Origin of the sequence: Butyricimonas synergistica DSM 23225, from assembly GCF_000379665.1 — a bacterium.
GTDB classification, from domain to species: Bacteria; Bacteroidota; Bacteroidia; order Bacteroidales; family Marinifilaceae; genus Butyricimonas; species Butyricimonas synergistica.
This window is the reverse complement of record NZ_KB903368.1, coordinates 1-19,546: the sequence shown is the minus strand read 5'-3', so window position 1 is coordinate 19,546 and position 19,546 is coordinate 1. Positions and strand designations below refer to the sequence as shown.

At 45.7% G+C, this 19,546-nt stretch carries 14 protein-coding genes and 1 rRNA gene; 6 read left to right on the top strand and 9 right to left on the bottom strand.

The features are described from left to right. Window positions 1-19: 19 nt before the first annotated feature. Window positions 20-1,987, bottom strand: coding sequence for an OPT family oligopeptide transporter (locus A3CY_RS0114275; protein ID WP_018338608.1), 1,968 nt, complete (start codon window positions 1,985-1,987; stop codon window positions 20-22). A 130-nt stretch (window positions 1,988-2,117) separates the two neighbouring features. On the opposite strand from A3CY_RS0114275, the gene A3CY_RS0114270 reads away from it, so the two are divergent. After that, entirely contained in the window at window positions 2,118-2,468 is a 351-nt protein-coding gene (locus tag A3CY_RS0114270; RefSeq protein ID WP_051082743.1) for a DUF1622 domain-containing protein, read from the top strand. A gap of 178 nt (window positions 2,469-2,646) precedes the next feature. Here A3CY_RS0114270 and A3CY_RS0114265 read toward each other — a convergent pair whose 3' ends face one another. Then, window positions 2,647-3,423 carry a glucose 1-dehydrogenase gene (locus tag A3CY_RS0114265; protein WP_018338606.1) on the bottom strand — a complete coding sequence of 259 codons (777 nt, stop codon included), beginning with the start codon at window positions 3,421-3,423 and terminating at the stop codon, window positions 2,647-2,649. A 158-nt stretch (window positions 3,424-3,581) separates the two neighbouring features. Between A3CY_RS0114265 and A3CY_RS0114255 the strand changes: the two genes are divergently transcribed. After that, window positions 3,582-4,952, top strand: a complete 1,371-nt coding sequence (locus A3CY_RS0114255) for a TIGR01777 family oxidoreductase (protein WP_018338604.1) — start codon at window positions 3,582-3,584, stop codon at window positions 4,950-4,952. A 78-nt stretch (window positions 4,953-5,030) separates the two neighbouring features. On the opposite strand, the gene nifJ is transcribed toward A3CY_RS0114255, so the two are convergent. The 5 genes from nifJ to A3CY_RS0114230 form a co-directional block, all read right to left on the bottom strand. Further along, entirely contained in the window at window positions 5,031-8,567 is a 3,537-nt protein-coding gene (nifJ, locus tag A3CY_RS0114250; RefSeq protein ID WP_026207691.1) for a pyruvate:ferredoxin (flavodoxin) oxidoreductase, read from the bottom strand. Between the two features lie 55 nt (window positions 8,568-8,622). After that, window positions 8,623-9,798 carry an AAA family ATPase gene (locus A3CY_RS0114245; RefSeq protein WP_018338602.1) on the bottom strand — a complete coding sequence of 392 codons (1,176 nt, stop codon included), beginning with the start codon at window positions 9,796-9,798 and terminating at the stop codon, window positions 8,623-8,625. A gap of 141 nt (window positions 9,799-9,939) precedes the next feature. Then, window positions 9,940-11,931, bottom strand: a complete 1,992-nt coding sequence (gene rho / locus A3CY_RS0114240; protein WP_018338601.1) for a transcription termination factor Rho — start codon at window positions 11,929-11,931, stop codon at window positions 9,940-9,942. Between the two features lie 128 nt (window positions 11,932-12,059). Next, complete coding sequence (gene rsmG, locus A3CY_RS0114235) at window positions 12,060-12,686, bottom strand: 16S rRNA (guanine(527)-N(7))-methyltransferase RsmG (protein WP_018338600.1); 627 nt, start codon at window positions 12,684-12,686, stop codon at window positions 12,060-12,062. Between the two features lie 2 nt (window positions 12,687-12,688). Further along, complete coding sequence (locus A3CY_RS0114230) at window positions 12,689-13,684, bottom strand: lysylphosphatidylglycerol synthase transmembrane domain-containing protein (protein WP_026207689.1); 996 nt, start codon at window positions 13,682-13,684, stop codon at window positions 12,689-12,691. Between the two features lie 130 nt (window positions 13,685-13,814). Here A3CY_RS0114230 and rsmA point away from each other — a divergent pair, with 130 nt between their 5' ends. From rsmA to A3CY_RS0114210, 4 genes are all read left to right on the top strand, one after another. Beyond that, window positions 13,815-14,603 carry a 16S rRNA (adenine(1518)-N(6)/adenine(1519)-N(6))-dimethyltransferase RsmA gene (gene rsmA / locus A3CY_RS0114225; RefSeq protein WP_018338598.1) on the top strand — a complete coding sequence of 263 codons (789 nt, stop codon included), beginning with the start codon at window positions 13,815-13,817 and terminating at the stop codon, window positions 14,601-14,603. A 27-nt stretch (window positions 14,604-14,630) separates the two neighbouring features. Beyond that, the gene (mgtE, locus tag A3CY_RS0114220; RefSeq protein ID WP_018338597.1) at window positions 14,631-15,998 is read left to right on the top strand and encodes a magnesium transporter; all 1,368 of its coding nucleotides are present in this window, start codon (window positions 14,631-14,633) and stop codon (window positions 15,996-15,998) included. Between the two features lie 138 nt (window positions 15,999-16,136). Beyond that, a complete protein-coding gene (locus A3CY_RS0114215) occupies window positions 16,137-17,444 on the top strand; it encodes an acetyl-CoA hydrolase/transferase family protein (RefSeq protein ID WP_018338596.1) in 1,308 nt (435 codons plus the stop codon). A 116-nt stretch (window positions 17,445-17,560) separates the two neighbouring features. Continuing rightward, a complete protein-coding gene (locus A3CY_RS0114210) occupies window positions 17,561-18,910 on the top strand; it encodes a deoxyguanosinetriphosphate triphosphohydrolase (protein WP_148375191.1) in 1,350 nt (449 codons plus the stop codon). Window positions 18,911-18,959: 49 nt separating this feature from the next. Here the strand turns inward: A3CY_RS0114210 and A3CY_RS23430 are convergent, their stop codons facing one another. Both A3CY_RS23430 and rrf read right to left on the bottom strand, forming a co-directional pair. Beyond that, entirely contained in the window at window positions 18,960-19,091 is a 132-nt protein-coding gene (locus A3CY_RS23430; protein ID WP_018338594.1) for a hypothetical protein, read from the bottom strand. A gap of 209 nt (window positions 19,092-19,300) precedes the next feature. Next, a 5S ribosomal RNA gene (gene rrf / locus A3CY_RS0114200) occupies window positions 19,301-19,411 on the bottom strand. Window positions 19,412-19,546: the final 135 nt, after the last annotated feature.

Sequence of the window (19,546 nt, the reverse complement as noted above, 5' to 3'; positions counted from 1 at the left end):
GTAAATCATAAATCGCCAATTAATCCGTTAGCTTAGCTTTCATCGAATCATAGATGAAGTAAACGATGATTAGGATATACATCACTACTGCCAGCATCTCGGCTCCGCTCCATCCCATGAACCAATCAAGTCCGGCAAATTTCAATATAGCACTAATCACACCCATCAATGCACCACCGGCAATAAATCCGGAAGCTATCAATGTACCGCGTTCACGGCGAGCCTTATTCACGTTCTCGTCCTTGCTGCGGCTTCCTACATACCAACTTACGATACCACCAATCAACAACGGCGTATTCAAATCCAGCGGGATAAACATACCCAATGCGAAAGCCAGGGCGGGAACCCCGATCATAGTCAGGATCAATGCCAAAACGGCACCTGCAAAATACAACAACCACGGGGTTGCGCCACCTTCCATCAACGGTTTAATCACGGCAGCCATAGCGTTTGCCTGCGGGGCAACCAAAGCCCCGTCACCCACGAAACCGTAAGTTTTGTTCAATACCATCATCACACCGGCAATCGTGGCGGCAGAAACGGCAGTTCCCAAGAACTTCCATCCCTCCTGTTTAGCGGGAGTCGTACCCAGCCAGTAACCGATCTTCAAGTCCGTGATAAAACCACCCGCCATCGACAACGCAGTACAAACCACACCACCGATAATCATGGCAGCCATCATTCCGCTAGTCCCACTCAATCCAGCACTCACCAACACCAGCGAACTCAGAATCAACGTCATCAACGTCATACCGGACACCGGATTGGAACCCACGATAGCGATAGCGTTAGCCGCTACAGTCGTGAACAGGAAAGAGATAATAAACACAATCAAGGTAGCGATGATCGTGTGCATCAGATTTCCTAACACACCAAATTGGAAGAACACGAATGTAGCAATCAAAATAGAGATCACGCCAGAGAGAATCAACCGCATGGAAAGATCTCTTTGCGTACGCTCCACGCTTCCCTCGATATTTTTCTTACCGCCAAGCTCGCTCACCGCCAAGCCCAACGCCTGTTTGATAATACTGGATGAACGGATGATACCGATTACCCCAGCCATAGCGATACCACCGATACCGATATGACGGGCGTAATTCGTGAATATCTGTTCCGGGCTCATATCTCTCAAAAGCATCGTGACACCCTCTCCGACAGCCAACGTCTGCCCGTCGGCAAAATGGCTGATAAAAGGAATCAACACGAACCACACGGTGAAAGATCCGGCACAAATAATAGCCGCGTATTTCAAACCGATAATATATCCTAAACCGAGTACAGCCGCACCCGTGTTAATCTTGAATACCACTTTCACTTTATCGGCAAGCATCTCACCCCACCCCATCAAACGGGTAGAGATCCCTTCAGCCCACCAACCGAACGTACTCACGCAGAAATCATACAAACCTCCGATAAGCCCGCTTACCGCCAACAACTTCGCCTGGTTACCTTTTTTCTCGCCGGACACCAGCACCTCGGTCGTTGCCGTCGCTTCCGGGAAAGGATACTTCCCGTGCATATCTTTCACGAAATACTTCCGGAAAGGAATCAACAGCAAAATGCCCAAGAATCCCCCGAACAGAGATGAAAGGAACACTTGATAAAACTGGGCTTCCAATCCCAGGATATAAAGAGCCGGCAAAGTGAAAATGGCTCCCGCCACCACCACGCCTGAACTTGCTCCAATAGACTGAATAATCACGTTCTGCCCGAGCATATTCTTCTTGCCCATCATGTTGCCCACACCAACGGCAATAATAGCAATCGGGATAGCTGCCTCGAACACCTGCCCCACTTTCAGCCCCAGGTAAGCGGCTGCCGCGGAAAAAATAATCGCCATGATAATACCGAACGTCACCGAGTAAGGCGTCACCTCCTTGGGATTCGTGTTAGCCGGCATCATCGGCTTGTACTCCTCGCCCGGGGCGAGTTCCCGGTAAGCATTATCCGGGAGTGAATTCATTTGTTTGTTTTCTTGCTCCATCTTTTATTATGAGTAAATGATTTATTTTTATACTGCCCCCAAAGATAACGATTTTAACGAAAAAACGGAGATTGCAACAACCTTTCTCAAACGATTCCGTATTTTTAACCATAGATATAAACTCAACATCATGAAAATCATGCACTATCTGGAAATACTTTCCACGGCGATCAGCATCATCAGTCTGATTATTGTCATCTACGGGGCGGTTATCGCCTTCTGTGCCTTTTTACGCAACGAAGCCCGAAGAATTACGGGGCAATATTCTTTCACTGCCACTCGTGAACTCCGAGCAGACTTGGGGACTTATCTTCTTCTGGGACTTGAATTTCTGATCGCATCCGATATACTCAAAACCGTGTTGGAACCCGGACTGAACGAGTTAGCCATCCTCGGCGGCATTGTCGTCCTACGCACCGTTCTCTCCATCTTTCTTAACAAAGAGATCCGGGAATTGCAATCACAGAAAGAAACGAACTAGATGGCTTTATATTGATTCTTGCTTTCATCTATCCTCATTTTCAGTCAGATACAGAAGATTCTCATCTTATCCCGGATACACTTAAAGAAAAGAATCGAGCTCAAAGTAAACCTCATTAAGATTCCACTGTCAACATATTGGGCGGAACCACCAAACACGGATTCCGCCCCTTTTTTCCCTAATCCAGCGTCTGAACCCCGCCGCCATTCACGAACAATACCTGCCCCGTGACCCAACCGGAAATAGGGGCGGCAAAGAAAAGCACGGCTCCGGCAATATCGTCTATTTCACCCAATCGCTTGATGGGCGTGTGTGCCAGCATCTTTTCCTCAATCTCGGGAGTCAACACCGATTCCAAGGCTCGCGTTTCCACCGCACCCGGACCCACGGCATTTATCCGCACGTCCGGTCCGAAGTCCATTGCCAGATTCGCCGTCATGTGGTTCAACGCCGCTTTCGACGAGGCGTAAGCACTCATGCCCGGACTCCGGTTGATACTCGCCATGGAAGTTATATTCACGATTGAGCCGGAGCCAGCCTGTTTCATGTAAGGCACAGCCAACTGGCACAATCGCCAGGCACTAAAAACATTCACTTTAAAAATACGCTCAAAATACTCCTCCGTTACACGGAAAGGATTCTCTTTTCCTCCCCCGCCGACACCCACGTTATTCACCAGGATATTCAACTTCCCGAACTCCATAATCGTGCGCTGCACGAGGTTCATCAAATCCGCATCTCTCGTCACGTCACATTTCACCGCTAACGCCCGGTGTCCCATCGACCGTATATCTTCCGCTACAACCTCGGCGTCTGCCAGATTCACGTCACCGATCACCACGTCGGCACCCGCTTGGGCTAAAACGTGTGCACTCCCGCACCCGATGCCATTACCGCCACCCGTTACGAGAGCCACCATGCCCGTCAAATTCAACATTTTATTTAAATCCATCATTTTCTTTGTTTTATTTTTACAACTTACGCTTTTCCTCCTCTTTCGGTTACCCTCGAGAGCGAAAATGTTCATCCTTCCGGTTCATTTTATCCTTTGAAAGCAACTTTCCGTGTAAGAAATACGTTTTCATACCATACATTAACAACAATTCACGGGATATGAACATAGCGATCAGCGGAGCCAGCGGTTTTATCGGCAAACACCTCACGACATCACTCTCGGGATCGGGACACGAGGTTGTCCCGCTGGACAGGTCATTCTTTCAAGAAAAAAAGTTCGATCAACTGGTACAAACACTTTCACGCTGTGACGTAGTTATTAACCTCGCGGGCGCACCCATCAATAAACGATGGAGCGCATCGTATAAGAAAGAATTACGGGACAGCCGTATCAAAGTGACACGAAGCATCACGAAAGCATTGAACGCCTGCCCCCGTAAACCGGAATTGATGATTTCGGCATCCGCCGTCGGGTACTACCCGACAGGAGGGACACACGACGAGTACACAGGCAAACGGGGGGACGGTTTTCTGCCGGAACTTTGCGAAGCATGGGAACAGGAAGCCCGGCATTGTCCCCCGGCGACGAGATTGGTTATCACCCGTTTCGGTATCGTCCTTTCCCCCGACGGGGGAGTCATGCGACAGATGTTGCTTCCCTTGAAAATGAAATTTGCAACGGTCATCGCACCGGGAACACAACCTTTCCCATGGATCAGTATCCATGATTTGTGTCGGGCGATGGCATTCATTATCGCAAACAAGCTGATAGAGGGAGTCGTCAATCTAGTGTCACCGGGAAGGCTCACACAGCACGCCTTCACTCGTACCGTGGCAAAAGCTTGTCATGCCTGGACATCCGTGACCGTTCCACGCTTTTGTTTTCGCGTGCTATATGGAGAGGGAGCCACGTTTCTCACCACGGGACAAGACGTGAAACCCACCCGGCTGATAGAGTCCGGCTTCCATTTCGCTGATACCACGATAGAACAAATCCTGCGGCAGACAGACCACAGTACTATCGGCGAACTCGACCTGTCCCGCTACATGGGACGCTGGTACGAGATCGCCCGCCACGATCACGTGTTTGAACGAGGACTTTCCAACGTAACGGCAACTTACACGCTACTCCCCGACGGAAAAGTACGGGTGGAGAATGCCGGGTACCGAACGGACAAAAACGGCAACGATCATTTCAAGCGTGCTGTCGGACGAGCCAAGATGCCCGATACCACCCAACCGGGTAAACTAAAAGTAGCATTCTTCCTTTGGTTCTATGCCGATTATTACATCCTTGAATTGGACAAGGAAGGATACAAATATGCCCTTATCGGCAGCAGATCCGATAAATACTTGTGGATTCTTAGTCGGACACCCCACCTGTCCGACGAGATAAAAGAAGTACTACTTGCGAACGCTACACGCCGCGGGTACGATACGAGTAATCTGCTATGGATAAACCAAAGCAAATCAATATTTCCCCTGACCTTTTCCGGGTACCAAAACGGCAAGCCCAGCTTATATAAGTGAATAGCAACCGCAAAGTAGTAGCAACAAAAACGGGGTCACCCGAAAGTGACCCCGTAATCAAAATATTAATCATGAAAATTATTCACCGTATTTCATCTCAGCACGACGTTTGTAGCCCTCGTAACGCCATTTAGCGTCAGCTTCAGTCTTTGCGAACAGCTTCTCGGCTTCTTCCGGAGCAGCTTTTATCAACGAGTTGAAACGAACTTCACCCATCAAATATTCACGGAATTTGCTGTAATCCGGCTCCTTGGAATCCAATTGGAACGGGTTCTTGCCTTCTTCCTCCAACATCGGGTTGTAACGATACAACTGCCAGTATCCGCATTCAACAGCCTTCTTCTCTTCAGCCTGAGATTTACCCATGCTTGCTTTCAGACCGTGATTGATACACGGTGCGTAAGCGATAATCAAAGACGGACCGTCATATGCTTCAGCTTCCTTCAACGCTTTCAAATATTGAGCTTGATTTGATCCCATGGCAACCTGTGCAACGTAAACATAGCCGTATGACATAGCCATAGCGCCTAAATCTTTCTTGCGTACGCGTTTACCGCTGGCAGCAAATTTAGCAACAGCACCCACGGGGGTTGATTTGGATGATTGACCTCCGGTGTTGGAATAAACCTCGGTATCAACCACCAGCACGTTCACGTTGTGACCGCTTGCCAACACGTGATCCAAACCGCCGTAACCGATGTCATAAGCCCAACCGTCACCACCGAATATCCATTGAGATTTCTTCGGGAAGTAGGGTTTCAACGTCATGATCTCCTTGGCAACAGCAGAAGTTTCCTTTGCCAGCGCAGCAGACATATTGTCGCTTGCCACTAAAGTCTTGTCGCCATCCTCGTAAGCGGCAATCCATTCATTGATAGCAGCTTGCGTGTCCGCAGAAAAACTTGACATATTTTCTTCCAACAATCTTCTAGCACGATCGCGCAAACGGTTGGCTCCTTCAGCCATACCGAAGCCGTACTCGGCATTATCCTCGAACAAGGAGTTAGCCCAAGCCACACCACGTCCGGAAACGTAGTTTTTGCAATACGGGGTTGATGGGGCGGAACCACCATAGATAGAAGTACATCCCGTAGCGTTAGCCACCATCATCCGTTCGCCGAACAATTGGGTGATTAACTTGATATAAGGAGTTTCACCACAACCTGCACAAGCCCCGGAGAACTCGAACAAGGGTTGTTGGAACTGAGAATTCTTCACATTGTTAGGCTCAACAACACGTTTGTAACCTACCTTCTCGTCCATATATTTGAAACGAGCAATTTCCGCTTCCTGAGATTCAAGCGGCTTCATGATAAGCGCTTTTTCTTTTGCGGGACATACATCGGCACAATTACCGCAACCGGTACAGTCTAACGGGGATACTTGGATCTTGAACTTGTATCCGGCAAGCTCTTTACCGATAGCCGGTTTCGTTTCCGTTCCGGCAGGAGCGGCAGCCAACTCGGCGTCAGTCAACAAGAACGGACGGATAGCAGCGTGAGGACAAACGTAAGCACACTGGTTACATTGGATACAGTTATTCACTTGCCATTCCGGCACGTTGATAGCGATACCGCGTTTCTCGAATTTAGAAGTCCCGGCAGGGAATGAACCGTCTTCACGTCCGGCAAAAGCGCTAACGGGAAGATCATCCCCCTTTTGAGCGTTCATCACGTCAACCACGTTGCGGATGAATTCCGGGCGATTCGTGTCGGGAGCGCAATTCTCGTCTTTCAGATTCTTCCATTCAGCGGGCACGACTACTTTTACCACGTTCGTATCGATACCTCCGGCATCTACTGCGGCATAGTTCATTTTCACTACAGCCTCTCCTTTTTTACCATATGATTTGTCGATCGCTTTCTTCATCTCGCTAACAGCCAAATCATAAGGAATCACGTTCGTGATCTTGAAGAATGCAGATTGCATGATCGTGTTAGTACGGTTACCCAAACCTAACTCTTGACCGATCTTGGTTCCATTGATGATATAGAAATTGATATCGTTTTCAGCCAGGTAACGTTTCATGTGATTCGGCAGGTGGTTGGCAACCTCGTTTTCATCCCAAAGAGAGTTCAACAAGAAAGAACCGCCTTTTTTCAATCCTTTCAACACATCGTACATATGGATGTACGCGGGCACGTGACAAGCCACGAAGTCCGGCGTGGTGATTAAATAAGTAGAACGAATAGGCTCGTCGCCGAAACGCAAGTGAGAAGCGGTAAAACCACCTGACTTCTTGGAATCGTAAGCGAAATAAGCCTGGCAATATTTGTTGGTTGCACCACCGATAATCTTGATAGAGTTTTTGTTAGCACCTACCGTACCGTCAGAACCCAATCCGTAGAATTTAGCCTCGTACATGGCATCCGAGTTTACTTTCACTTCCGGCTCAACAGGCAGTGAGTGGAAAGTAACATCATCCACGATACCCATCGTGAAATGATCCTTCGGCTCGTTCATCGCCAGATTCTTGTAAACACCGATGATTTGTCCCGGGGTCACGTCTTTAGAACCCAAACCGTAACGACCTCCCACAATTATCGGGGCATTCTCTTTGCCGTAGAACACCTCTTTCACGTCGAGGTACAACGGATCACCATTAGCTCCCGGCTCTTTTGTGCGGTCAAGCACTGCAATACGTTTTACAGAAGCAGGAATTGCTTCCATGAAATATTTAGCAGAGAACGGACGATACAAATGAACGGCAACCATACCCACTTTTTCACCCTTAGCCACCTTGTAGTCGATCACTTCACGGATAGTTTCAGTGACAGAACCCATGGCGATGATGATGTTCTCAGCGTCTTTCGCTCCATAATACACGAACGGGCGATAGATACGTCCAGTAATCTTGGACATTTCATCCATATAGTAAGCCACGATATCCGGTACGGCATCGTAGAATTTATTAGCAGCCTCACGACCTTGGAAATACACATCCGGGTTTTGAGCGGTACCCTTTGTTTCCGGGTGCTCTGAACTTTGTGCACGGTCACGGAATTCCTGCAATGCTTTCATATCAACCAACCCGCGAATAGCTTCCATATCCAACTCCTCGATCTTCTGGATCTCGTGAGAAGTACGGAATCCGTCGAAGAAGTTCACGAAAGGAACTCTTGATTTGATTGCGGTCAGGTGAGATACAGCAGAAAGATCCATTACCTCCTGTACAGAGCCGGATGCCAACATGGCGAACCCGGTTTGACGAGCAGCGTAAACGTCTGCGTGATCGCCGAAAATAGAAAGTGCATGAGCAGCCAAAGCACGGGCACTCACGTGGAACACGCAAGGAAGCAGCTCACCTGCAATCTTGTACATATTCGGGATCATCAACAACAAACCTTGTGATGCAGTGTAAGTCGTGGTCAAAGCACCTGCTTGAAGAGAACCGTGAACTGCACCTGCCGCCCCGGCTTCCGATTGCATTTCAACGACACGAACAGTCTCACCGAACAGGTTCTTCCGACCTTTCGCTGCCCACTCGTCAACATACTCTGCCATCGGGGACGACGGAGTAATAGGATAGATACACGATACCTCGCTGAACATATAAGCTACATGAGCAGCGGCAGCGTTACCATCGCATGTGATAAATTTCTTTTCTTTTGCCATTTTTTTAAACATTAACTAACAATAGTTGATCACTCTATTTATTTTTATTTTTCACTCAATATACAAAACCGGCAAGCCACAAGGGAATAATATTCTTCTCCCCCCGTTCGATCATATCGGTCATCAGAATCACTGAATCCCTGACCCGCCCTTTATCATCTGACTGCCGCACGGAAACCTCATATTTCCGGTTCACGAGCAAGTCCTCGTTTCCCGAATAATTTAGTTTCGCCACGGCACACAACTGACTCACTAAAAAAGTTTTCCGAACCATCAGCGAATCCGTGTTATCCAAACAAACCGCATTCAGCAAGTTCGGATTATGCAGGAATACCTGGTTCGGCTTCAACCCGTTCTCGTCGTCACTTTCCTTGTCGAACAACAGCGACAATAACCGCGCATTCTTCATGTAATGCAGGTAATTTAACACCGTTGCTCGGGAAACCCCGATCTGCGTACTCAATTTGCTGATATTAATATTACTGTTACCGTTTGCCACGATATAAAGCAATTGCTTCAACTTCGTCAAATACTTCAGTTCTATCTGATTATTATACGGAATATCAAACTCCAATGTTAAGTTGATATTTTTCAACAAATAATCGATATGTGATTTCTCCTCCAAATATATGGGATAATAACCATATTTCAAATAGTTACTAAAAAAAGCTAACGGACGTACCTTTTCCAGAATGTCATTCACGATCTCCTCGTGGCGCTCCACGATCTCCTCGAAAGAATACACGGGAAACTTGTGTCCCGTCTCCAATTCCAAAAATTCCCGGAAAGATAACCCGCTCAGGTTATACATCTCCACGATACCTTGAAGATATTTATTCGATTTTACTCTTAATATGGAGGATACAGTGAATACAATCTGCAATTCCGGGAAACGGTCGTAAGCCTCGCGCAGCTCTTTATCCCAATTCGGGTATTTGTGTATTTGGTCTAACAGCAATACTTTTCCCCCGAGCTTGTAGAAACGTTCCACAAAATTGAACAATCCCTCCATAGCGAAAAATAGATTATTGATATTCACGTACAAGCAGGAGGGATCTCCTTTATAATGCTCTTTGCAAAAGTCCAGCAGAAAATTCGTCTTTCCCACGCCCCGGCTCCCCTTTATCGCGATCAAACGGGCACGATAATCAATCGTATCCAACAGACCGCGCCGGATAGCCGACGTTCTCTCTTTCAATAGAATATTATGCGTGTTGCGTAAACTCTCCATTTTTTATTCTTTTGCAAGGCAAAGGTAATAAAAAAAGCCGGATTTTGTAATCCGGATGTTGCAAAACATATAAAAAGCAGGTTAAGTATAGCTTAACCTGCTTTTCTATGTTATATACTATGGTATTTCCCCTAAATTCGATTATTTGTCATTCATGGAAATCAAGAATTCCTCATTCGACCGGGTTTTCTCCAAACGATCTTTCACGAACTGCATAGCTTCCACGGAATTCATGTCCGTCAAATAGTTACGCAATATCCAAATACGGTTCAGCACATTTTCATCCAGTAACAGATCGTCACGACGCGTGCTGGAAGCAGTAATATCCACAGCCGGGTAGATACGACGGTTGGACAATTTGCGATCCAACTGCAATTCCATGTTTCCCGTTCCCTTGAATTCCTCAAAAATCACGTCGTCCATCTTTGATCCGGTTTCCGTCAAAGCGGTAGCCAAAATGGTCAATGAACCGCCGTTCTCGATGTTACGTGCGGCACCGAAGAAACGTTTCGGTTTGTGCAGAGCGTTGGCATCCACACCTCCGGAAAGTACTTTACCGGACGCGGGGGACACGGTATTATAAGCACGAGCCAGACGAGTGATGGAATCCAATAAAATTACCACATCATGTCCGCACTCTACCATTCTTTTCGCTTTTTCCAACACGATATTAGCCACCTTCACGTGACGTTCTGCCGGCTCGTCGAAAGTAGAAGCTATCACCTCCGCTTTCACGCTGCGTGCCATATCGGTAACCTCCTCCGGACGTTCGTCAATCAGAAGAATGATCAGATACACCTCCGGGTGGTTAGCTGAAATAGCGTTAGCAATCTCCTTCAACAACATGGTCTTACCCGTCTTCGGTTGAGCCACGATCAGACCGCGCTGCCCTTTACCGATCGGGGAGAACATATCTACCACGCGGGTAGAAATAGTAGCCCGTCCGCTTCCAGTCAAATTAAATTTCTCGTTCGGGAACAAGGGGGTCAAATGGTCAAAAGGAATACGGTCACGCACAGCCTCTGGAGACTTTCCATTAATCTTTGAAACTTTGATTAACGGGAAATATTTTTCTCCTTCTTTCGGGGGACGAACCGTACCTTCCACGGTATCACCCGTGGACAAACCAAATAATTTAATTTGGCTTTGAGACACGTAAATATCATCCGGTGAATTCAAGTAATTATAATCAGATGATCTCAAAAATCCATACCCGTCGGGCATAATTTCCAATACCCCGGAATTTAAGATAATACCTTCAAACTCGTAATATTTATCTCGTTTGTCAAAACGCATTTTATTATTCGAGTAATCTCTTCTATCTTCATTCTCCGAAGAAGCATTATCATAAACCTCATTTCCATCCTCTCTCTCTGAAATAATATCCTTATTTTCAGAATCGTCAAAATTATCCTCTTCTTCATCCAGACGGACAGCTTCCTCGTCACGCTCAACACGTTTACGTTTTATAAATTTAGGACGAACTCTCTCGCCTCCTTGCTCCTCTTTCGGTTTCTCTTCCACGCTCACCTCTTTCTTCTCTTCCACCGCGGGGACATTCTTATTCTCTTGTCTCTTCCGTTTGTCAAAAACCTTGCGTTCTTGTCTTTGACCAGCTTGTTCCGGTTTAACTTCCGCAACTTCATCGGCTTTTACTTCGGCTTTTGGTTCCGGTTGTACTTCCGCTTTCTTTTCCACGACAATCCCGCTCTCGGTACGGCTAAAGACTAAATCCTTATCCAAGATATCACTATGTACGACATTTACCGGCTGAACTTCTTCCTTCACTGCTACTGCTTCCTTTTTCATGGATGCTTCCTTCACTCCTTCTTTTTGCTGTTGTTCCGGTTTGCCCTCTACCTTTTTATTATCCTTGTTCTTGTTGAATTTAGGAAGTCCGCCTTTAGAGTCTCCCACTTTTTCGGCACCACCTCTTATCACACGTATCCGGGGCTTTTTCTCCTTTGGCTCCACGGGAGCAGTCTCCTCGGTAGTTACCATCGCCTGCTGGTCTAAAATTTTGTATATTAATTCTTTCTTTTTATAGGATTCGATCCTTTTAACATTCAGGTCTTTTGCAATTTGACGCAATTCTGAAAGCAACTTTTCATTCAGTTCTAAAATATCGTACATATAGTTACGTTATATTTGGATTATTTCTTTTCAGTAAGTAAAAATCACCCGGCATGAACCAGGTGGAAATGCTAAACTGCGACAAATTTATAAAGAATTCTTCTTACTCACAAATTGTTAGTGAAAAATTATTTAAGATATTTCATATAAATGACCTTTTTAGTCTCAAAAAATTCTTCGTCAAAAAATTCCGGAATATTATACACGGTAATCCGCTCCCTGAAATCTTTTATTTCCTCTTCAAAATCTCCCCCCTTCAAGTAGATAATCCCGTTCGGAAGCTCGTTGCATCCTCCTTTTTGAATCCGGTTCCGGACAAGGGTCATAAACGACGGGAAAGCCGTGACGGCACGGCTAACGATAAAATCGAACTTTTCTTTCATGGTTTCTACCCGCACTTGATCTGCCTTCACATTCTTCAATCCTAGTGCGGAAGCCACACCCTCGACCACTTTTATTTTCTTCCCGATAGAATCCACCAGGTAAAAATCCACCTCCGGGAACATGATAGCCAAAGGAATTCCCGGGAATCCGCCTCCCGTACCAACATCCAACACGCGGGTACCCGGCTGGAATGAAATGACTTTCGCGATTGCCAGAGAATGCAACACGTGATGAATCTCCAATTCATCTATATCTTTTCTCGAAACGACATTAATCTTCTCGTTCCACTCCCGGTAGAGCCCTTCCAACTGGTTGAACTGGCTTATCTGTTTTTCACTCAATCCGGTAAAATATTTCTCTACAATTCCCATAGTCACCTTTTTCGATTATATATCGGCAATATCAATAAACAAATCACCCCGACAACAATGTACAAAAGAGTCATCGTGCCATGTGTCAACAAAGCGAAAGTCTTCGTCATACTCTCGACGCCCTCCGTGTGCGGCAAATAAATCATCAAAGCGGCAATCACCATAAAATGCCATGCCCCGACTCCACCCTGCACCGGAGCCACCATCCCGTAACTCGAAAGCACGAAAACAGTCAAACCGACCATAGGTCCCAGCCCGGAAGTGAACTTAAAGCAGAAGAAGCATACGTACAGCATCAGATAATACATCAGCCAAATAAAAACGGTATGCCCGATAAACAGCCACTTGTGGTCGACATCCTTCACTGTCAGCAGCCCCTCTTTCACTCCCGTCAAAAAATGATGCAACCGGGTGAAGAACGTTCCTTTCCGCAAGAACCAGATAAAAGCGACCAGCCCCAGTACCAGTACTCCCAACACGACCCACGTCACGGGAGAGGAAAACATCCCGATCAACTTTTGTTTTATATCCTCGTTATTATCAAGAAATATCCCTACCTGTTTAAACTGCGTCACCACGACGATCAACGTAAGCAACAACAACATGACCATATCGAAAACCCGCTCGGTCACCACAGTTCCCAACAATTTCGAGAAAGGCACTTTCTCGTATTTACTCACTACCCCGCAACGCGTCAACTCCCCCATCCGGGGTATCGCCAAGTTAGCAAAATAACCGATCATCACCCCCATAAAACTATTCATGAACGAAATCCGGTATCCCATGGATTTCGTCAGCATCTGCCAACGCAGGGAGCGGCTCACGTGGCTAAGAATCCCTAGCACGATAGCTACCCAAATCCACGTGTAATTCACATCCTCCCGCAACGCTTTCATCAACTCGGCAGGATCCTGATCCCGGTACACGAGCCAAAACAGCACCACCGTCACGCACAAGAAGGCAAAAAACTTTACAGTCTGTTTATAAAATGACTTCATCAACAAATTTTAGTCAAGATTGGCATTCCAATAATTTTCACAACTCAAAATAAAATCATTATTTTGTAAGCTGGATGCAAAAGTAAATAAATAATTGGAAGTTTAACCCATAACACCCTGATTTCATTCTATGAGTATTGTTAGAGCCAAGAAACATCTGGGACAACATTTTCTGAAAGACCAGAATATCGCCCACAAAATTACGGAGAGTTTATTACCTGTAACCAAGGGGGTTCTGGAAATAGGTCCGGGGATGGGTGTGCTTACCCGTCATTTATTAGCTGACACTAAATTTTCCGTGTTAGCGATTGACATCGACCAAGAATCTATCGATTACCTGTACGAAGAATTACCCGAATACAAGCAACAGATCATATATGGAGATTTCTTAAAGTCGGATATCCGGTCATTTTACCAGGAACCATTTTCCGTGATCGGGAACCTGCCTTATAATATATCATCTCAAATCTTTTTCAAGATTTTGGCAAACCGGGATCTTATCCCGCAAGTGGTATGCATGATTCAAAAAGAAGTCGCGGAACGCATCAGCGCCCCTCACGGTAACAAGACCTATGGGATACTCAGCGTATTCTTGCAGGCTTTTTATGACATCGAGTACCTCTTTACCGTCGGGGAGCAAGTATTCGATCCGCCACCAAAAGTAAAATCGGCAGTCATCCGCCTGGTTCGCAACAAAAGAGAAAAACTCGACTGTGACGAAAAACTATTTTTCAATGTTGTAAAGACAGGCTTCAACCAACGCCGCAAAACGTTGCGCAATTCTTTAAAACCAATAGTTTCGCCCGATTTTGTTTCAGAATGCTTATCTTTGCGCCCGGAACAATTAAGTGTAGAGGATTTTATCGCACTATGCAAAGAAATTGAAACGTTTAATCATTTAAAAGCCACCACGATATAGACTTTTAAATCTCTAATTCAGTAAATTATGCAACAGTTTGAACTATCGGAAGAATTTGTTTCCCATCTCGAGAAACTCATTCAAGCGAATAACAAAGAAGACGTAGCCAAACTGGTCGAACCGTTACATCCGGCTGATATTGCAGAAATCATGGAAGAATTGGATACCAAAGAAGCCCAATTCCTGTTTCTACTGCTAGATGAAGAAAAAGCTGGGGACGTGCTGGCTGAAATTGAAGAAGACGAACGGCAACGTTTCATCGATTCGTTTCCCTCCGAAATCATCGCCAAACGTTTCGTCGACAACATGGACTCGGACGACGCCGCCGACCTTGTCGGGAGTATGCCCAACGAGCAGCAGCAAGAAGTGCTCTCCCACATGGAAGACCTCGAACAAGCCGGAGACATTGTCGACTTGTTGCATTACGACGAAGACACCGCCGGAGGACTCATGGGAAAAGAGTTAGTCAAAGTTAATGAGAATTGGACCGTACTCACCTGCCTCCGCGAACTTAGCCGCCAAGCCGAAAATTTGGACGAAATATTCTACGTTTACGTGGTAGACGACGACAATATTCTCAAGGGCAGGCTATCTTTAAAGAAAATGATTCTAACCCCGACCTCCACGAAGATCAAAAACATCTACAACCCGGACGTAACTTACGTGACAACGGACGAACCCGCGGAATCCGTGGGACGTATTATGCAAAAATATGACTTGGTAGCCATCCCCGTGGTCGACTCCATCGGGCGGCTCGTGGGACGTATCACCATTGATGACGTGGTAGACGTCATCCGGGAAGAAGCCGAAAAAGATTATCAAATGATGTCCGGTATCTCCCAGGATGTAGAATCTTCGGACACGATATGGGATCAAACCAAAGCCCGCCTCCCCTGGTTGATTATCGGATTATTCGGGGGGATGCTGGCAGCCTACATGATCTCCTTCTACGAGGCGGATATTGCCCTATTCCCTGCCACTGCAATGTTCATTCCCGTTATCACGGCAATGGGCGGAAACGTGGGTATCCAATCCTCCGCCATCGTGGTAAAAGGACTTGCTTCCAATTCGCTAAACCCGAAAAACATCTTTCAAAGCATCACGAAAGAAATATCGTGTGCTACAATCAATGCTTCTATTTGCTCTTCTATAATTTTCATTCTATCCCTCTTTTTTGGTCTGAACTCTTACGCGATGCCCATTACAGTAACGATTTCTTTATTCATCGTGATTATGTTTGCCTCCATGTTCGGCACGGCATTTCCTCTACTACTCAACAAGATGAAAATAGATCCGGCATTGGCAACGGGACCGTTTATCACGTTGACAAATGATATTATCGGACTGAATATTTACCTATTTATCGGAAAAGCCATTCTGAAGGGGCTAATGTAACCGCAATTCCCGGTCTTATTTGGAAGCTAATAATTACGGAAAAAATTGTTTAATTAAAAGAGTGTTGCTAACTTGCGAGCGTTTTTTTAAGAGATAGCTATTATTAAATCATAAGGAATAGAAATAAAATAAATTACTATGTATCAGGGAATAAAAACAGTGTCATTTGACGAGGCTGTAAAAGTTGTAAAATCCAACGACCGGATTCACATTCACAGCGTGGCTTGTGCCCCTCAAGGTTTAATCCAGGCACTTTGCAAAAGAGGTCGTGCTGGTGAATTAAAAAACGTGAGAATACAACATCTACACACCGAGGGTAGTGCCCCCTATGCAGAAGCTGAATTTGAAGGCATATTCTGTCTGGAATCTTATTTTGTGGGTAGCAACGTGCGCAAACCCACCCAAGAAGGTTATGCAGACTACGTGCCAGTTCACTTGAGCGAAACCCAAAAATTAATCAGAAGCGGCATTCATCCAGTAGACGTAGTCATGATTCAAGTTTGTCCTCCCGACAAACATGGCTTTGTATCCATGGGAACTTCCGTGGATGCGACATTAGCTGCCGTACAGAACGCTAAAACTGTTATCGGTGTTATCAACCCGAACGTTCCCAGAGCATGGGGGGACGCTATTATCAGATTATCTGACATCGACATCTTCTGCGAAGACAATACCCCGCTTATCGAAGCACACCCAGCCACCTTATCCGAACAGGATATTGCCATCGGTAAAAACGTGGCTTCCTTGATCGAAGACGGAGCCACCCTACAAATGGGTATCGGTGCAATCCCGAATGCCGTACTTTCACAGCTGGGCAACCACAAAAACCTGGGTATACATACCGAGATGTTCGCTGACGGCGTATTACCGTTATACGAGAAAGGCGTTGTCAACAACATGAACAAAAAATTCGACAAAGGTAAAATTGTTTCAACCTTCTTGATGGGTTCCAAAAGAGTCTATGACTTCATCGATGATAACCCGGGAGTTGCCATGATGGACGTGGGCTACACGAATGATCCGTTCATCATTGCCCAACAACCGAAAATGACGGCTATCAACTCTGCACTCTCCGTGGATATTACCGGACAAGTAAATGCCGATTCACTCGGAATCAAATTCTACAGTGGTTGCGGTGGTCAATTAGACTTCATTCGCGGAGCTGCAGCCAGCGAAGGAGGTAAACCTATCATCGCACTTCCTGCCGTAACCAACAAAGGCGTCAGCAAAATTTGCCCGACCCTCTTGAACGGAGCCGGAGTCGTTACCACTCGTTTCGACGTCCATTACATCGTTACGGAATTCGGGATCGCCGATCTTTACGGGAAAACCCTTCAAGACAGAGCGAAAGCGCTTATCAACATCGCTCACCCCGATCACAGGGAATCTCTTGATAAAGCAGCATTCGAAAGATTTGGTAGCCACTACCACTTCATTTCAAAATAAGAACAATAAAGAGGAAGCCGGTTGCTTCCTCTTTTTTTTATTACTATTTTTGCCTTATTCATTGCAGGTTTCAAAACTATAACTTGCAACTCGTAATCTGTAAACTTATGACCATTATGATGGATTGGAATAAACTATTATCATCAAGGCGCTATCAACCGGGAAGCACAATCACCATGTTTCGCTCACACGACCGTTCGCAATTTCAAAGAGATTATGATCGCCTGATCTTCTCTTCCCCGTTCCGTCGTTTACAAAACAAAACGCAGGTATTCCCCTTACCGGGAAACATCTTCGTGCACAACCGGCTGACACATAGCCTTGAAGTTGCTAGCGTGGGACGTTCCCTTGGTAACAAAATAGCCCAATTCATCAAAACAAAAGAAACACTGGAACATCCGGAAATTTTGGAAGAAATCGGCACGATTGTAAGCACGGCGTGCCTCGCTCATGATTTAGGTAACCCTCCCTTCGGACACTCGGGGGAAGAAGCCATATCTTATTTTTTCATTGAAGGAGAAGGACAATATCTCAAGAAACTCCTCACGGACGAAGAATGGGCTGATATCAGCCATTTTGAAGGCAACGCAAACGCTTTCCGCCTATTGACTCACAGTTTTAACGGACGGCGTCCGGGAGGCTATACAATGACTCTTTCGACTCTTGCTTCCATTGTCAAATATCCTTTTGAATCCAAAGCCTCCCCCAAAGGACATAAATATGGTTTTTTTCAAAGTGAAAAAGAGATTTACATGGAAGTCGCCAAAGAACTCGGAATTATTCAACTAAGCGATAAACCGTTAAGATACGTCCGCCATCCCCTTGTTTTTCTAGTGGAAGCCGCAGATGACATCTGTTACCAAATTATGGATATCGAAGATTCTCACAAATTGAAAATTCTATCCTATGAAGAAACAACCAAAATCCTACTCAATTTTTACGATAAAGAAACAGACAAGGACGACCTAAAAACCATTGCACGCACCTTTAAAATCGTAACAGATAAAAACGAATATATAGCGTTCTTGCGTGCCGGAATCATCAATAAATTAATCAATGCCTGTGCCGACATCTTTTGCCAAAACTATGAAGCGATCATGAACGGCACCTTTGAGGGCAGTCTAATCAGTCACTTGAGCGGAACCAACAAAATGGCATACGAAGCATGCACAGAAGTGGCATACTCACGAATTTACCATACCAACATCGTTACCCAAATTCAGATTGCAGGTTTCAAAATCCTGGCTACTATATTGAAAGAATATATCGATGCCGTTCTAAAACCGGAGACCTATTACGCCCGTAACATTCTTTCTGTTATGCCGGAACAATACAAAGTACACAAAGACGATTCCATCTACACAAAAATTCAAACCGTAACAGACTATGTTTCCGGAATGACAGACTCTTACGCCCTAAATCTATACCGGAAAATCAAAGGAATAGAACTACCAGAAATCAGGTAAAACAATTGAAAATGAACTTCTCCGTCAGCTCCGCAGCAACCTTCTCTGTTTATTGAGGAGGAGCTGAAGAAGTATTATACACTACCCCCTCTAATTCCTCTTTACACAGGGCAGGACTATTAAGTTCTCCCTTCTCTTGTTCTTTTATCGCTTTCGCTACTTCGGGCAACCACTCTGCCATGATTTACAATCTCGCTGTCCTACTGAGCATCGCAAAGCATCTCCTGCCAATATCTCACGTTGTCGCGGGAGATCCTTCGCAAGCTCAGGATGACAAAACATGGAAAACTTAACAGCCCTGCTTACCCAAGAGGAGTCGGAGGAGGTAGTGAACGAATTAAAAATTCAAACAATAAAAAAGAGCGAGTCATTTGAACTCGCTCTCTCTAAATTTGGCATCGACCTACTCTCCCACCTTTCGGCAGTACCATCGGCGCTAACGGGCTTAACTTCTCTGTTCGGGATGGGAAGAGGTGGATCACCGTCGCTATAGACACCGTTTAATACCATTCAAAGTCGTTTCCAACTCACGTCACTCCAGCGTGGCACTCTTGCCAACCGTGACAAATATCTTTAAAGTCCATTATTCATTCATGCCTTCAAGCGATTGTTTTGACAATCGCTTGGAACGTTAAT

Coding starts and splice junctions, on each gene's coding strand:
- rho (WP_018338601.1), bottom strand. CDS start 11,931: ATGTACGATATTTTAGAACTGAATGAAAAGTTGCTTTCAGAATTGCGT.
- nifJ (WP_026207691.1), bottom strand. CDS start 8,567: ATGGCAAAAGAAAAGAAATTTATCACATGCGATGGTAACGCTGCCGCT.
- A3CY_RS0114255 (WP_018338604.1), top strand. CDS start 3,582: ATGAACATAGCGATCAGCGGAGCCAGCGGTTTTATCGGCAAACACCTC.
- rsmG (WP_018338600.1), bottom strand. CDS start 12,686: ATGGGAATTGTAGAGAAATATTTTACCGGATTGAGTGAAAAACAGATA.
- A3CY_RS0114265 (WP_018338606.1), bottom strand. CDS start 3,423: ATGATGGATTTAAATAAAATGTTGAATTTGACGGGCATGGTGGCTCTC.
- mgtE (WP_018338597.1), top strand. CDS start 14,631: ATGCAACAGTTTGAACTATCGGAAGAATTTGTTTCCCATCTCGAGAAA.
- A3CY_RS0114270 (WP_051082743.1), top strand. CDS start 2,118: ATGAAAATCATGCACTATCTGGAAATACTTTCCACGGCGATCAGCATC.
- rsmA (WP_018338598.1), top strand. CDS start 13,815: ATGAGTATTGTTAGAGCCAAGAAACATCTGGGACAACATTTTCTGAAA.
- A3CY_RS0114230 (WP_026207689.1), bottom strand. CDS start 13,684: ATGAAGTCATTTTATAAACAGACTGTAAAGTTTTTTGCCTTCTTGTGC.
- A3CY_RS0114215 (WP_018338596.1), top strand. CDS start 16,137: ATGTATCAGGGAATAAAAACAGTGTCATTTGACGAGGCTGTAAAAGTT.
- A3CY_RS0114245 (WP_018338602.1), bottom strand. CDS start 9,798: ATGGAGAGTTTACGCAACACGCATAATATTCTATTGAAAGAGAGAACG.
- A3CY_RS0114275 (WP_018338608.1), bottom strand. CDS start 1,987: ATGGAGCAAGAAAACAAACAAATGAATTCACTCCCGGATAATGCTTAC.
- A3CY_RS0114210 (WP_148375191.1), top strand. CDS start 17,561: ATGATGGATTGGAATAAACTATTATCATCAAGGCGCTATCAACCGGGA.
- A3CY_RS23430 (WP_018338594.1), bottom strand. CDS start 19,091: ATGGCAGAGTGGTTGCCCGAAGTAGCGAAAGCGATAAAAGAACAAGAG.